This window comes from Streptomyces sp. NPDC046465, assembly GCF_040646035.1.
GTDB lineage: Bacteria > Actinomycetota > Actinomycetes > Streptomycetales > Streptomycetaceae > Streptomyces.
The window spans coordinates 284,169-298,396 of record NZ_JBEYZK010000008.1; the positions used below are offsets into that span (position 1 = coordinate 284,169).

General features: G+C 70.5%; 10 protein-coding genes. 4 read left to right on the plus strand and 6 right to left on the minus strand.

Features of this window, described 5'->3' with window-relative positions:
- Positions 1-138: 138 nt before the first annotated feature.
- The 5 genes from ABZ953_RS15295 to ABZ953_RS15315 all read right to left on the minus strand — a co-directional run bounded on the left by ABZ953_RS15295 (position 139) and on the right by ABZ953_RS15315 (position 5,964).
- Positions 139-1,008 carry a carbohydrate ABC transporter permease gene (locus ABZ953_RS15295; RefSeq protein WP_361722653.1) on the minus strand — a complete coding sequence of 290 codons (870 nt, stop codon included), beginning with the start codon at positions 1,006-1,008 and terminating at the stop codon, positions 139-141.
- Positions 1,009-1,866 (minus strand): sugar ABC transporter permease, encoded by an 858-nt coding sequence (locus tag ABZ953_RS15300; RefSeq protein WP_361722774.1) that lies wholly within the window; start codon positions 1,864-1,866, stop codon positions 1,009-1,011. It abuts the gene before it with no gap.
- Between the two features lie 140 nt (positions 1,867-2,006).
- Entirely contained in the window at positions 2,007-3,368 is a 1,362-nt protein-coding gene (locus ABZ953_RS15305) for an extracellular solute-binding protein (protein ID WP_361722656.1), read from the minus strand.
- Positions 3,369-3,574: 206 nt separating this feature from the next.
- Entirely contained in the window at positions 3,575-4,258 is a 684-nt protein-coding gene (locus ABZ953_RS15310; RefSeq protein ID WP_361722659.1) for a response regulator, read from the minus strand.
- A complete protein-coding gene (locus ABZ953_RS15315; protein WP_361722662.1) occupies positions 4,255-5,964 on the minus strand; it encodes a sensor histidine kinase in 1,710 nt (569 codons plus the stop codon). Before ABZ953_RS15315 ends, ABZ953_RS15310 begins: the two co-directional genes overlap by 4 nt.
- A 246-nt stretch (positions 5,965-6,210) precedes the next feature.
- Between ABZ953_RS15315 and ABZ953_RS15320 the strand changes: the two genes are divergently transcribed.
- Together ABZ953_RS15320 and ABZ953_RS15325 are read left to right on the plus strand one after the other, a co-directional pair.
- A complete protein-coding gene (locus tag ABZ953_RS15320; protein WP_361722665.1) occupies positions 6,211-7,614 on the plus strand; it encodes a cation:dicarboxylase symporter family transporter in 1,404 nt (467 codons plus the stop codon).
- A gap of 180 nt (positions 7,615-7,794) precedes the next feature.
- Entirely contained in the window at positions 7,795-9,087 is a 1,293-nt protein-coding gene (locus ABZ953_RS15325; protein WP_361722668.1) for a pentapeptide repeat-containing protein, read from the plus strand.
- Between the two features lie 27 nt (positions 9,088-9,114).
- Here ABZ953_RS15325 and ABZ953_RS15330 read toward each other — a convergent pair whose 3' ends face one another.
- Positions 9,115-9,705, minus strand: a complete 591-nt coding sequence (locus ABZ953_RS15330) for a TetR/AcrR family transcriptional regulator (protein WP_361722671.1) — start codon at positions 9,703-9,705, stop codon at positions 9,115-9,117.
- Positions 9,706-9,895: 190 nt separating this feature from the next.
- On the opposite strand from ABZ953_RS15330, the gene ABZ953_RS15335 reads away from it, so the two are divergent.
- Both ABZ953_RS15335 and ABZ953_RS15340 read left to right on the plus strand, forming a co-directional pair.
- Positions 9,896-11,602: an MFS transporter gene (locus tag ABZ953_RS15335; protein WP_361722674.1), complete on the plus strand. Its 1,707-nt coding sequence runs from the start codon at positions 9,896-9,898 to the stop codon at positions 11,600-11,602.
- Positions 11,603-11,689: 87 nt separating this feature from the next.
- On the plus strand, positions 11,690-14,149 hold the full coding sequence (locus ABZ953_RS15340; RefSeq protein ID WP_361722676.1) for an NACHT domain-containing protein: 2,460 nt from the start codon (positions 11,690-11,692) through the stop codon (positions 14,147-14,149).
- Positions 14,150-14,228: the final 79 nt, after the last annotated feature.

Genomic DNA, 14,228 nt, shown 5'->3' on the forward strand with positions numbered 1-14,228 from the left:
GGGGGGAGGGCGCGAGTTCAGCACGCTAGTGCGGAGCAGGGCCCGATACCAGGGAGATGTGTAGCCACGAATGGGGCGCCGGGGACGTATCGGCGCGAACTCATGTCACAGTTCTGTGTCCGCGGGGGAAGCCTGTTTTCAGCCCTTCACCGCCCCGCCCAGGGCGAATCCGCCGCCGAGCTTCCGCGAGATCAGGACGTACAAGAGGATCACCGGCGTGGAGTAGAGGATGGAGAACGCGGCGAGCTGGCCGTAGACCACGGTCCCCTTGTTGCCGAAGAAGTCGTTGATGCTGACCGAGGCGGGCATCTGCTCCGGGGTGAGCAGGAGCATGAAGGGGACGAAGAAGTTGCCCCACATCATGACGAAGGAGAAGACCGTCACCACGGCCACGCCGGGACCCATCAGCGGGAGCACGATCCGCAGGAGGGACTGGAAGGACGACGCGCCGTCGGTCCACGCCGCCTCTTCGAGCTCCTTGGGCACGCCGTCCATGAAGTTCTTCATCAGCCAGATGGCGAACGGGAGTTGGGACGCGGCGAAGAAGAAGATCGTGCCCTGCATCGTGTCGATCAGGTCGACCTGGACGAAGAGGGCGTAAACCGGAACCATGATCGCGGTGATCGGCAGGCTCGTCGCGAAGAGGATCGTCAGCATGAAGGGGCGGTTCAGGCGGGAGCGGTAGCGCGAGAGCGGGTAGGCGGCGAGGGCCGCGCAGACCACCGTGAGCAGCGTGCCGCCGCCGCACAGCAGGAGGCTGTTGAGGAGCGGGGTGAAGGTGATCTCGGGGGTGAGTACCTGGTCGTAGTTGTCGAGGGTGAGGCTGTCGGGGACCCGCACCCTGAGGTCCGCCTTCGGGTCGAAGGACGAGAGGACCACCCAGGCGAGCGGGAGCACGAACGCCGCGGCCACGAACAGCAGCCCCGCGTCGGCCGCGAGCCGGTGCTTGGTGCGGCGCGTCCGGAGCGTGCGCGAAGGCGCCGCGTGTGAACTGTCATCGACGGCCACTCAGACCTCCGTACGCAGCAGGCGCATGTAGACGAGGGAGAAGAGGGAGCCGACCAGGAGGAGCAGCAGGGCCACGGCGGTGCCGTAGCCGATCATGCTTTTCTGGAAGGCCTGCTCGTACATGAAGAGCGGGAGCGTCTGGCTGTCGTTTCCCGGGCCGCCGCGCGTCATCACCCAGATCAGCCCGAAGACGGAGAGCGTCTGGAGGGTGTTGAGCATGAGGTTGGTGCCGATCGAGCGGCGGATCATCGGCAGCGTGATGTGCCACATCTTCCGCCAGCCGCTCGCGCCGTCGACCTCCGCGGCCTCGGTGATCTCTTTGGGGATCTCGTTCAGGGCGGCCGAGTAGACGAGCATCGAGAAGGCCGTGCCCCGCCAGACGTTCGCGAACGACACCGCCAGGATCGGCAGGGTGAACATCCACTTCTGGGACGGGAGATGGAGGAAGTCGAGCACCGCGTTCAGGGTGCCCTCGCGGCGGAAGAAGGCGTACAGCAGGAAGCCCGCGACGACCTCCGGCAGGACCCAGGCCGTGACGACGATCGCGCCGGTGAGGGTGCGGACCGGCTTGGACGCGCGCTGCATGAGGGAGGCGAGGGCCAGGCCCAGGGTGTTCTGGCCGATGAGGGAGGACAGGACCGTGAAGACGAGGGTGAGCCAGACGGCGTTGATGAACCGCTCGTCACCGAATGCCTCACGGAAGTTGTCGAACCCCACGAAGCTCGACTCGGCCTGGCCGGTGAGCTGGAGATCGGTGAAGGCGATGTACGCGCAGTAGCCGATCGGGCCCGCGAGGAAGAGGACGAGCAGGATGACGGCGGGGGAGACGGGCAGGGCCCGGAGCAGGCCCCGGCGGATCCGGGCCCGGGTGTCCGGCGGGGCGGCGGCCGGGCGGCCCGGCGACGTCTTGGCGACGCCGCCGGGGCCCGCGGGGGATGCGGTAGTCACGTACGGGACTCACTCTCTGGTCGCGAGGGCGGTACGGCCTGCCCGTGCCGCTATTTCTCCACGACCTCGCCGTCCGTCGCCGAATCGACCTCCTCGGCGTACCCCTTCGCCGCGTCCTCCACCGAGCCGTCGCCCGTCGTCACCGTCTCCATCGCCTCCTGGATCGCCGTGGAGACCTTCGGATACGCGGGGTAGGCGGGCCGGTAGTGCGTCGAGGAGACCAGGTCGGTGAAGAACTTGATGCCGGGCTGCGCCTTCACGTACGCCGGGTCGGCCGCGACGTCCTTGCGGACCGCGATCCCCGAGTTGGCGATGTACCACTTCTTGGCGTTGGCCTTGGTCTGCATGGTCTCGATGAACTTGAACGCCAGGTCGGGGTTGTCCGCCTTGGCCGGGACCGACCAGGTCCAGCCGCCCGACATGCTCACCTTGCCGGGCGCCTGGCCGTGCTGCGTCGGCATGGCCGCGAGGCCCAGCTTCCGCGACCACTCGGGCCACTCGTGGCCCGCGCCCTTGCCCCAGTCCTGCGGCAGCCACGAGCCGTCGAGGTTGATCGCCAGCTTGCCCTCGGGCAGCAGCTCCCCGCGGACGCGGGTGGGGAAGTTCGGGTCGAGGGCGTCCGAGACGTCCGGGCCGAGCTTCTCCTCGTAGACGGTCTCCACGAACTTCAGGGAGTCCTCGAACCCCTTGCTGCCCGTGATCCACTTCTTCGATCCGGGGTCGTAGAGCGGGTCCTCGCCCGTGCCGTACGCGAGCATCTCGAAGCCCTGCATCGTCGCCGCCTCGCCCGCCGGTTTCCCGGTGTAGACGTTGAGCGGGGTGACGTCAGGGACCTTCTCCTTGACCGTGCGGGCCGCGTCGAGGACCTCGTCCCAGGTCTTGGGCTGCCAGTTCGCGGGCAGGCCCGCCTTCTTGAAGATGGCCTTGTCGTACCAGAGGCCGCGGGTGTCCGTCCCGTCCGGCACGCCGTACGTCTTGCCGTCGGCCGCCTTCGCCGCCGTCTTCGCCGTCTCGATGAACTGGTCCCAGTCCCGCCACTTGTCCAGGTAGGGATCGAGCGGCTTCAAGTACCCGCTGGTGATGTCCGAGTTGATGAGGAAGGTGTCCTCGTAGACCAGGTCGGGTGCGGTCTTCGGGGAGCGCATCATCTGTTGCAGCTTGGTGTAGTACTCGGAGTCCGGCGCCTTGATCGGCACCAGCTTGACCTTCTTGCCGGGATTCTCCTTCTCGAACTGCTTCTTGACCCCTTCCAGGTAGGTGTCCATGACCTTGATCTTGTTGTCCGTGGACTGCTTGAAGGAGACCTTCACGGTGTCGGGGTCGTCGCCTGAGCCGCCGCCGCACGCGGTGAGGGTGCCGGCGGCGAGCAGGGCGGAGGCGGTGAGGAGCAGGGGGGTGGTGGTGGGGCGCACGGGCACGACCTCCTACTGACCGACGCGGCCGGTTCGCCACGCGGGTTGCCCGGTGAACGTACGGGCGCGCTCCGAGCAAGGTCAATGCCCCTGCGGGGGCTGTGAATTGATGCTTTTCAGCAACGTGACAACGTTGTTATCGGACGTACGTTGGTGAGGCGCCCGGGGTGGGAAGAGGGCGCCCGCCGGGGAGGTGACACAGGCTCTCAGTCGCCCGCGGCGAGCCAGCGGTAGACGAGTTCGGGGCGGCCGACATGGCCGTACTGCGGGCTGCGGGCGGCGCGCGCCGTGTCGACCAGATGCTCCAGGTAGCGGCGCGCGGTGATGCGGGACAGACCGGCCGACTGGGCCGCCGCGGTGGCGGTCAGGCCCTCGGGGGCGGCGCGCAGGGTGTGGATGACGCGTTCGAGGGTGGGCCCGCTGAGGCCCTTCGGCAGGGCGGCGGGGCCCGGCGCGCGCAGGGTGGCGAGCGCGCGGTCCACCTCGTCCTGACCGGTGGCCTCGCCGTCGGCGGCGGCGGTGCGGAACTCGGCGTAACGGGTGAGGCGGTCGCGCAGGGTGGCGAAGGTGAAGGGCTTCAGGACGTACTGGACGACGCCGAGGGAGACGCCCTCGCGGACGACCGCCAGGTCGCGGGCCGAGGTCACCGCGATCACGTCCGTGGGGTGCCCGGCCGCGCGCAGGGAGCGGGCCAGCTGGAGGCCGTGGCCGTCGGGGAGGTGTAGGTCCAGGAGGATCAGGTCGACCGGGGTGCGGTCGAGGACGCGGCGGGCCTCGGCGGCGGAGTGGGCGGGGCGGTCGATGGCCTCGAAGCCGGGGACGCGGTTCACGTAGAGGACGTGGGCGTCTGCCGCGACGGGGTCGTCCTCGACGACGAGAACGCGGATCACTGGACGCCTTCCTGGTCGGTTCCGTCACCCGTGGGCGCAGCGGTGGTGGCGGTGGCAGTGGTGGCAGCGGAAGGCGTAGGCCGGGTGGTCGCTCTCAGTGTCACCTCGAACTCCGCTCCTCCGCCCTCCTCCGCCGACTCCCGGACCGTCAGTGTGCCGCCGTTACGGGTGACCGTCTGATGGACCAGGGCCAGGCCGAGGCCGCGGCCCGTCGGCGCCTTCGTCGACCAGCCGCGTTCGAAGACCGAGCGGCGTTGGGCCGGGTCGACGCCCGGACCCGTGTCCGCGACGCGCAGGAGGAGGCCCGCCTCGTCCGCCCGTGCCGTGACGGTGACCCGGGCCACGTGCGATCCCTGTGCCGCGTCGACCGCGTTGTCGATGAGGTTGCCGAGCACCGTCACCAGGTCGCGGGCGGAGAGGGCCTCTGGGAGCATGCCGTCGTCGATGCTGCTGTCGGCCGAGACGACCAGCTCCACGCCGTGCTCGTTCGCCTGCGCCGCCTTGCCGAGCAGCAGAGCCGCGAGAACGGGCTCGTTGACGGCGGCGACGACCTGGTCGGTGAGCGCCTGGGCCAGCTCCAGCTCGGCGGTGGCGAAGTCGACGGCCTCGTCCGCACGGCCGAGCTCGATGAGGGACACCACCGTGTGGAGGCGGTTCGCCGCCTCGTGGGCCTGCGAGCGCAGCGCCCGCGTGAAGCCGCGCTCGGAGTCCAGCTCCCCGGCGAGCGCCTGGAGTTCGGTGTGGTCGCGCAGGGTGACCACCGTGCCGCGCCGCTCGCCGCCCGTCACGGGGGAGGTGTTGACGACCACCACGCGGTCGGCGGTCAGGTGCAGCTCGTCGACCCGGGGCTCCGTGGCGAGCAGCGCGCCGGTCAAGGGCGCGGGGAGTCCGAGCTCGGCGACGTTGCGGCCGATGGCGGGGCCGTCGGGGACGCCGAGCAGTTCACGGCCGCCGTCGTTGATGAGCGCGATCCGCCGCTGTCCGTCCAGCATCACGAGGCCCTCGCGCACCGCGTGCAGCGCGGCCTCGTGGTAGTCGTGCATGCGGCTCAGTTCCCCGGCGTTCATGCCGTGGGTGCTGCGGCGCAGGCGGGCGTTGATGACGTACGTACCGATGCCGCCGAGTACGAGGGCCGCCGCCGCGACGCCGAGCAGCGCGACGAGCTGGCCGCGGGCCTTCGCGGTGATCTCCTCGATGGTGATCCCGGCGCTCACGAGCCCGACGATGCGGCCGTCCCCGGCGGCGGGACCGGCCCATACGGGGGTGACGACGCGCACCGACGGGCCCAGCGTCCCCGTGTACGTCTCCGTGAAGGTCCGGCCGCGGAGCGCGGCCGCCCGGTGGCCGAGGAAGCGTTCGCCGATGCGGCGCTCGTCCGGGTGGGTCCAGCGGATGCCGCGCCGGTCCATGATCGTGACGAAGTCGACGCCCGTGTCGCGCTGCACCCGTGCCGCGTACGGCTGGAGTTCCTTCGACGGGTCGCCGCCGCGGATCGCCTCCCGTACCGAGGGGGAGTCCGCGACCGCGCGCGCCGCCGCGGTCGCCTGTCGGTGCGCGCTCTCCTCGCCCTGGTGCTTGTCGCTCAGATACGTGAAGAGCGCGCACCCGGCGACCACCACCGCGACCAGCACGATCTGCATCGCGAAGAGCTGGCCCGCCAGGCTGCGCGGCAGTCGGCGCGGGCGGCCGGGAGGGGTGCGGGACATGGTGCCAGTCTGCCTCCTCGTACAAGCGGTCGTATAAGTGCGAACTAAATGAACGCAAGGGTGACCGCCCTCACAGGCCGGGAGATAGTCACCGGGATCGCCCGGGACGGGAGCCGGTCACGCAGGGGCGTAAGCCCGATCACGCGGGACGTGGGCCGATCACGCGGAACGTGAGCCGCACGTACCGAAGGCACCAGAGCCACCTGAGGCACCACAACGCCGACGACGTCGTTCAAGGAGGGCCCCGTGACCACCACGGCCGACCCACAAGCGCAGCCCGCAGCCAAGCGGGACCGCACGCACTACCTCTACCTCGCCGTCATCGGCGCCGTACTGATCGGCATCGCCGTCGGGTTCATCTGGCCGGACTTCGCCAAGGACCTCAAGCCGGTCGGCGCGGGTTTCGTGAGCCTGATCAAGATGATGATCTCGCCGATCATCTTCTGCACGATCGTTCTCGGCGTCGGCTCGGTGCGCAAGGCCGCCAAGGTCGGCAAGGTGGGTGGCCTCGCGCTCGCCTACTTCATGGCGATGTCCGTCGTAGCGCTCGCCATCGGCCTCATCGTCGGCAACATCCTGCACCCGGGTTCGGGCATGGACATCACCGAGTCCGAGAAGGGCGCGGGCCACACGGCGGCCAAGGAGGCGGACAAGGGGCTCGTCGACTTCGCGCTCGGCATCATCCCGAAGACGCTCGTCTCCGCCTTCACCGCGGGCGAAGTCCTCCAGACGCTGCTCGTGGCGCTGCTCGTGGGCTTCGCGCTGCAGGCCATGGGCCGCTCCGGCGAGCCGGTGCTGCGCGGCATCGAGCACATCCAGAAGCTGGTCTTCCGGGTCCTCGGCATGATCATGTGGGCGGCTCCGATCGGCGCGTTCGGCGCGATGGCGGCCGTCATCGGCGAGACCGGCGTCGACGCGCTCAAGGCGCTCGCCACGATCATGATCGGGTTCTACGTCACCTGCGCCCTGTTCATCGTGGTGGTACTCGGCACGCTGGTGCGGCTCGTGACCGGGGTCAACCTCTTCAAGCTGCTCAAGTACCTGGGCCGCGAGTTCCTGCTCATCCTCTCCACCTCGTCCTCCGAGTCCGCGCTGCCGCGGCTCATCGCGAAGATGGAGCACCTGGGAGTCAGCCGCCCGGTCGTCGGCATCACCGTGCCGACCGGCTACTCCTTCAACCTCGACGGCACCATGATCTACCTGACCATGTCCTCGCTCTTCATCGCCGAGGCCATGCACCAGCCGCTCGGCGTCGGTGAGCAGATCTCGCTGCTGCTCTTCATGATGATCGCGTCGAAGGGCGCGGCGGGCGTCTCCGGTTCGGGCATCGCGGTCCTCGCGAGCGGGCTCCAGTCGCACAAGCCCGCGCTTGTCGACGGGGTCGGCCTGATCATCGGCGTCGACCGCTTCATGAGCGAGGCGCGTGCCCTCACCAACTTCGCGGGCAACGCCGTCGCCACGCTGCTGATCGGCACCTGGACCAAGGAGGTCGACAAGGAGCGGGTCACGGCGGTCCTCGCCGGTCAACTGCCCTTCGACGAACGTACGTTGGTGGACGACGGGCACGAGGTCGCCGCGCCGTCGGACGCGCGTGACGTGGACCCGGTGCCGGAGCAGCGTGACGACGGCAAGGCGCCGTTGAAGGTGTAGCTGTGGCCGTAGCCGTAGCCGTAGCCGTAGCCGTAGCCGTAGCCGTGAGGGCGCGGTGATCCGCGAAATCCCTGCGGCCGGGCTTCTCGTCTTGGTGTGATCAGACCATGACGATCTCAATGCCCACCCGCTGGCCGGAGTGCGGGCGTGGGGTGCGGTGGGGAAGTGGTGCGCCGGGGCGTGTGCCTGGCGCACCTGGACGCGGACGCGCGGAACGCCTACTTCGAGGGCTTGCGGCCGGGCGATGACGTGGACCACCGGGGCACGAGCTTCGACGCCGAGCTGCTGGGTGCTCTGAAAAGGGCCCTGTACGACCCTGCGAGCCGGAGCTGCCGGTTCGGGCAGGCGGGCTTCGTCGGGGCGACGTTCACGGGTGAGGCCCGCTTCACCGGGGTGACGTTCAGCGGCAACGCCTTGTTCGAGGAGGCCCGTTTCTCCGGGAACGCCTACTTCGACGAGGCGGATTTCTATGGGGCCACTCATTTCTCGGGCTCGAACTTCACCGGAGCAGGTGTGTTCACCGCCGCACGGTTCTGGGGGCGCACGGAATTCGAGGGGGCCTGGTTCGCGCAGAGAGCCCTGTGGGGAAGGGCGACATTCCGTGATGACGTCCGCTTCGATCATTCCCGATTTGACGGATCCGTATCTTTTCACCAGGCGAGAATGGTCAACGTGGCCTTCCGTCAAGCCGTCTTCACCGGAAATGCAGTGTGCCTGTCGGTGACGCGGATTCAAGACCTCTCCATTAAGGGCAGCGTCTGCGCCCCGCGGCTGGACCTGGACATGGCGGCGATCAGTGGGGCCTGCTCGCTGGAAGACGTCGAGTTCAAGCGGGGGATCTCGATGCGGGGCACCTCGGTCGAGGGGAGGGTGACCATGGAAGACCTGATGCTCTCGGACCAGGCAGAGGACTTTCTGTCCGTCACTCTGGTGCCACGAGAGGCAGCTCACGCACTGGGGGAGTACGAAGCGGGAGACGTGGGGCTGGACCGGATACGCTCCGCCAGGCCCCGCCTGATCCCTCTCCTACGAGTGTGGGGAAACGAATTCGGTCACCACGTACTGATCCCCAGCCACCCGGCGGGCCGGAAGTCGGCCGCTCATGACCGTCAGAACGCGTACCTGGCGCGGCGCAGACGCCGCCGTACGGACGCGGCCCTCATCGCGGCCCTCGCGGCACTTTCGATCCTCGCCTTCTTCCTCACCCACGAAATCACCGCCGGAATCCTGGACGTCCACGCGGGCCTCCAGTTCGAGCCGTCCGAGACGGGCCAGATCATCACGGCGGTCAGCGGAATGGTCCTCGCGATCGGCACGGGCGGCGCCGCCGTGGTCAAGGCCATCGCTCTCCTGATCCACGCGAGAGCCGACATCATGCGCGCGAGGGCGGGACTTCCACCGGCGGAGGGGACGGCAGGGGCCGACGCGGGGGACGCCCCGCCGGGCGAGTCGGAGTCGTCGTCCTCGCTCTGAGCGCCTGTGTCATATCCCCGGCCGGAGTCACGACAGAGACGCCACGATCTCCCGCGCCCGTTCCGCCGGAACCCCCGCCGACATGAGTGCCGTCGATGCCGCGGCCCGGCCCGCGTGCTGCGGGGCGAGCAGGCCGTCGTTGACGGCCTCCATCAGGCCGAAGAGCTGCTGTTCGTGCACGTACGCGAGGGCGGCGGGCGGCAGGGGTGAGGTGAACGCGCCCTGCTCCAGGCCGTGGCGGAGGACGTTCACGCACTCCGCGCGGACCGGGGCGAGGCGCTGTCTGATGCCCTCCATCGCGACGCTGCGCTGGGCGAGGGCGATGAGCAGGCGGTAGCCGTCGGCGATCTCCCAGACGGCGACCATCGAGTGGGCGAGCGATTCGGCGGGGTCGTCCGACCGTGCGCGCCCGGAGGCATGGGCCGCGGCGACCGCCTCGGCCGCGCCGTCGATGAGCGCGCCGATCAGCGCCTCCCGGCTGGGGAAGTGGCCGTACACCGTCCTGCGCACGACGCCCGCGGCGCGCGCGATCTGGTCCATGGAGGCGTCCGGATCGCGCAGCAGCTCGGCGAGGGCCACCTCCAGGATGCGGCGGCGGTTGGCGTCGGCTCGGCTCATGGGCTCCATTGTGCATGCGGGTTCCGCGGGTGGTTTCCGGGCTTGAGCCCAGGGCCGCTCCGCCGTCTCTGCCCTGTTTTGCACGGCGGTGTGCAATGGCGTAAGTTGCACAGTCGTGTGTAATTGCACAGTGCTGTGCAAGGTCACCGGCAGGCAGAACGTACTTGGAGCATGGAAGGGTGAGGCTTCGGTGGCTCTCGTCATGAAGCAACCGGTCGAGGAGATGAAGCAGCCGTACGCGCGGCGCTGGTGGGCGCTGGGCGTGCTGTGCCTGAGTCTGCTGATCATCGTGATGGCGAATACGGCGCTGACCGTCGCCGCCCCCGACATGACCAAGGACCTCGGGCTCTCCAGCTCCGACCTGCAGTGGGTCATCGACGGATACACCGTCCCGTACGCCGCGCTGATGCTGCTGCTCGGCGCGATCGGCGACAAGTACAGCCGCCGCGGCGCGCTCGTGCTCGGCCTCGTCGTGTTCGGCGCGGGCTCGGTCGCGGGCTCGCTCGTCGAGAGTTCGGGCGGGGTCATCGCTTCCCGCGCGGTGATGGGCCTCGGCGCGGCGATGATCATGCCCGCCACGCTGTCGCTGCTCGCCGCGACGTTCCCGCGCGCCGAGCGGGCCAAGGCCATCGTGCTGTGGACCGCCACCGCGGGTCTCGCCATCGCGGCGGGGCCGCTGGTCGCGGGCGCGCTCCTGGAGGACCACGGCTGGTCGTCGACCTTCCTGATCAACGTGCCGGTCGCCGCGCTCGCCATCGTCGGCGCGTTCGTACTCATCCCGCCGTCCAAGGCCGGGCACCACGACCGGATCGACTACGTCGGCGGTCTGCTCTCCGTCGTCTGGACCGGCGCGCTGGTCTACATGATCATTCAGGGCCCGCACTTCGGCTGGGACGCGAAGGCGGTCTCGGCGGCGGTCGTCGCGGGCGTGGGCCTGCTGGCCTTCGTGGTCTGGGAGCTCCGCCACCCGCACCCGATCCTGAACGTCCGCCGCTTCCTCGACCGCCGCTTCGCAGGCTCGAACCTCGCGGTGGCGCTCTTCTTCCTCGCGGTCTTCGGCGCGTTCTACTACCTCACGCAGCACCTGCAGTTCGTACTCGGCTACAACCCGCTGGAGACGGGCGTGCGCATGCTGCCGCTCGCGGGCGCGGTCTTCGTCGGGTCGGCGCTGACGGGTTACCTGACCCCGCGCATCGGCATGAAGATCACGGTGTCGGCGGGCATGGTCGCGGGCACCGTGGCGCTCGCGCTGCTCACGCGGGTGGACGCCGGTTCCTCGTACGGGGACTTCGTGGCCCCGCTGATCATCCTCGGCCTGGCGATCGGCCTCGCGCTCTCGCCCTGCACCGACGCCATCATGGGCGCGTTCCCCGAGTCCGAACTGGGCGTCGGCGGCGCGGTCAACGACACCTCCCTGGAGCTCGGCGGCTCGCTCGGCATCGCCATCCTCGGCTCGGTGCTCGCCAGTTCGTACTCCTCGAAGCTGGCGGACGCGGCCGAGGCCTCCGGGACGAAGCTGCCGGCCGGCACGCTCGACACCGCGCAGGACTCGGTCGGCGCGGGCTACGCGGTGGCGCAGGGCATCGGCGAGAAGGCGCAGGCAGCGGCCGAGAAGGCGGCCCACGCGAGCTCGCAGCAGCAGGCCGCCCAGCTCAAGGGGCAGGCCGACCAACTCGCGCAGGGCGCGGGCAAGATGGCGGACGCGGTCGGCTCCGCGTTCTCGGACGCGGTGGCCCACACCAGCCTCATCGGCGCGGGCATCCTCGGCGTCGGAACGGTCCTTGTCGCGGTGTTGCTGCCGCGCAAGGGCCGGGGCGATGAGTCCGTGGCGCCGACCGACGGCGAGGGTCCCTCCGAGGACCGCGCACCGGGCCGGGAGTCGCAGCTCCAGCGCTGAGTCGCACGTTCGGTACCGGTAGCGAATCACCCGCCGGACCACTCGCCGGGCCGCCCCACCAGGGGCGGCCCGGCTTTGGTCTGGCCCGTGCGCCGGGCCTCGGGCATGCTGCGGGACATGGGGGCGCGGCAGGGTCGGGGGAGCGCGCGGTGGCTGTTCGGCGGCGGGGTGGGGACCCTGCTGGCGGGTGGGGCCTGGGCGTCCTGGTCCCTGCGCGGGGAGGGGCTCCAGCCGCAGGACGTGGCGGGGGTGCTCGGTCTTCCGCTCGGAGTGCTCGCCCTGCTGATCGGCTCGGCCCTCAGCCTCAGTGCCCTGCGCCTGCAGAAGGCGAGCGACGGACTGTCCGTCGCCCTCGGCGGGCTCGCGGCCTCCGTCGAGGACGTCGAGGTCGCCGAGAGCACCCACATGCTCGGCACCGGAGCGCACCTCATCGACCTGCACGTGGACGTCGAGCCCCGCAGCGGCAGCGCGAACCCGCCGGGACGTCAACTGCTTTCCGACGTCGCACGGTGGTACTGCGCCGCGCCGGACCGCCTGGTCGTCACCGGGCCGCCGGGCGCGGGCAAGACGGTCCTCGCGGTGCATCTGGTGGTGCGCCTCCTGGCGGCCCGCACCCCCGGCGCCCCGGTACCGGTCCGCCTCTCGATCCGCGACCTGCCGCCGCCGCGCGTCCGCAGGTGGTGGCGGCTGCGCAGGGCCGAGGGCGGCCTCGAGCGCTGGCTCGTCACCAGCCTCGTCAAGTCGTACGAGGTGGATGGCGCCGCGGCGACGGAGCTCGTCGCGCGCCGCCTCGTCGTCCCGGTCCTGGACGGTCTGGACGAGATGGACGCCGAAGTCGGGCCGGACGGCTCGGACCGGGCCCACGAAGCGCTGCGGGAGCTGAACCACTACCAGTACGTGGGCGGCAGCGCCCCCCTCGTACTGACCTGCCGCGAGGAGCGCTATGCCGAACTCGCCGCGCAGCAGACCTGGTTGAGGGAGGCGACGCTGCTGCGCATCGCGGGCGTCGACGCGGACCAGGCCGGTATCTATGTCGAACTGCGGTCCGACGGGCGGGCGTCCCCGATGGACGACGTGGCCGACGTGATGCGCGGCAGCGCGGCGGGGCCGGTCGCAAGGCTGCTGAGCTCACCGTTCTACCTGGGCCTCGCCTTCGCCGTGTACGGCGCGCCGCCGGGCCCGCTCCGCCCCCTCCGCCCGCTCGCCGACTTCGCCTCCGAGGACGAGCTGCGCGAGTACCTGCTCGCGCGCTGCGTCCCGACCGCGACGGCCGCGGCGAACGCCGCCGCCCGGCAGGCCAGGCTGAGCGTCGCGGGGGCGCGGTCGGTGCGCGGCCGTCAGGCGGAGTACGAGCCAGGGGCGGTCCACCGGTGGCTGCATCACCTGGTGGACCCGGGCGGCGGGATCGCTTCGGTGGCGGTGGTCGTGGGCAAGTGGACCACGGTGGTCCTGGCGGTCTTCACCAGTCTCTCGCTGGTCTGCGCGGCCCTCCTCACGGTGCCGCCGCTGCTGGCGCGCTGCTTCCCCGAGGCGTGGTGGGAGCACCGGGCGGGCGAGGTGGCCTCCTGGTTCTTCGCCGTTTTTGTGGCGGCCACCGCCGGGCTCGGCTGGGCCGGGAGGATGGGCGAGCGCGAGCCCGCACGGGTGGCCGAGAGGGTGCGCCGGATGCCCGCGCGGGTGGGGGAGCGATTGCTCGGCTTCGCCGGGCGAGCGTGCGAGGTCGGCTACAAGGCCCTGGTGCCCGCGGCGGCGATGGTCCTGGGCGCCGCGTTCGCGTACGGCGACTGGTATCCGCCTGTCCCGCCGCGGGGGTGGTACGCGATCGGACTCGTGGGCGGCGTCGTCGCCGCCGGCGCCCTCGCGAGGGTCGAGGACTTCGTCGCCCATACCGGGCGGCGGGAGATGGTCGGCTGCGCGGTGTTGCCGGTGTGCGGCTGGCTCGCGGGGTTCCGGCTTTCGGCGGTCGATTCGCTGCCGGGGGCCGCCGTCTACGGGGCCGTAGTGGGCGGCACGGTCATCGTGCTGGTACGTCTCGGCTTCGCGCGCGGCTACTCGATCGCCGGGGGCGGCATGGGGTGCGGCTACGCCCTGGACCCCACGCCGCTGTGGCCGTCCGGCGGATTTGGGCCGGGAGCCACGGTCGGGATCGTCGGCGCGTACACCCTGGGGTGTTTCCTGCTGGGCGAGGGCACGGAGGAGCGCGTGCGAGAGGCGGTGGGGAGCGCGTGGAGCGGCGTCCGCTGGCTGCTGCCGCTCGGCGTGGTTTTCGTCTCGCTCATCGGCGGCCTGGGAGCGGTGACGCTGGTCGGCTTCGCCGGGGTCGTCCACCTCGCCGTCGCCTATGCGGCAGTACATCTGGTCGGCCCCCCGATCCACGCCCTCCTCCTGCTGGCCGCCCGCCTCCGGGGCCGCCTGCCCCTGACCCTCGACGCGTTCCTGGCCTGGGCCTACCACGCGGGTCTGCTCCGCGTCGTCGGTGGCGTCTACCAGTTCCGGCACAGCGAGCTCCAGGAGTGGCTGGCCCGGAACGCGCGGGCGCGGAGCTGATTCAGGGGAGTGCGCCGAAAACCGTTGACACCACTCCATCTGAAGTACTACGTTCAGACCACTTCAATCAGAGTACAAG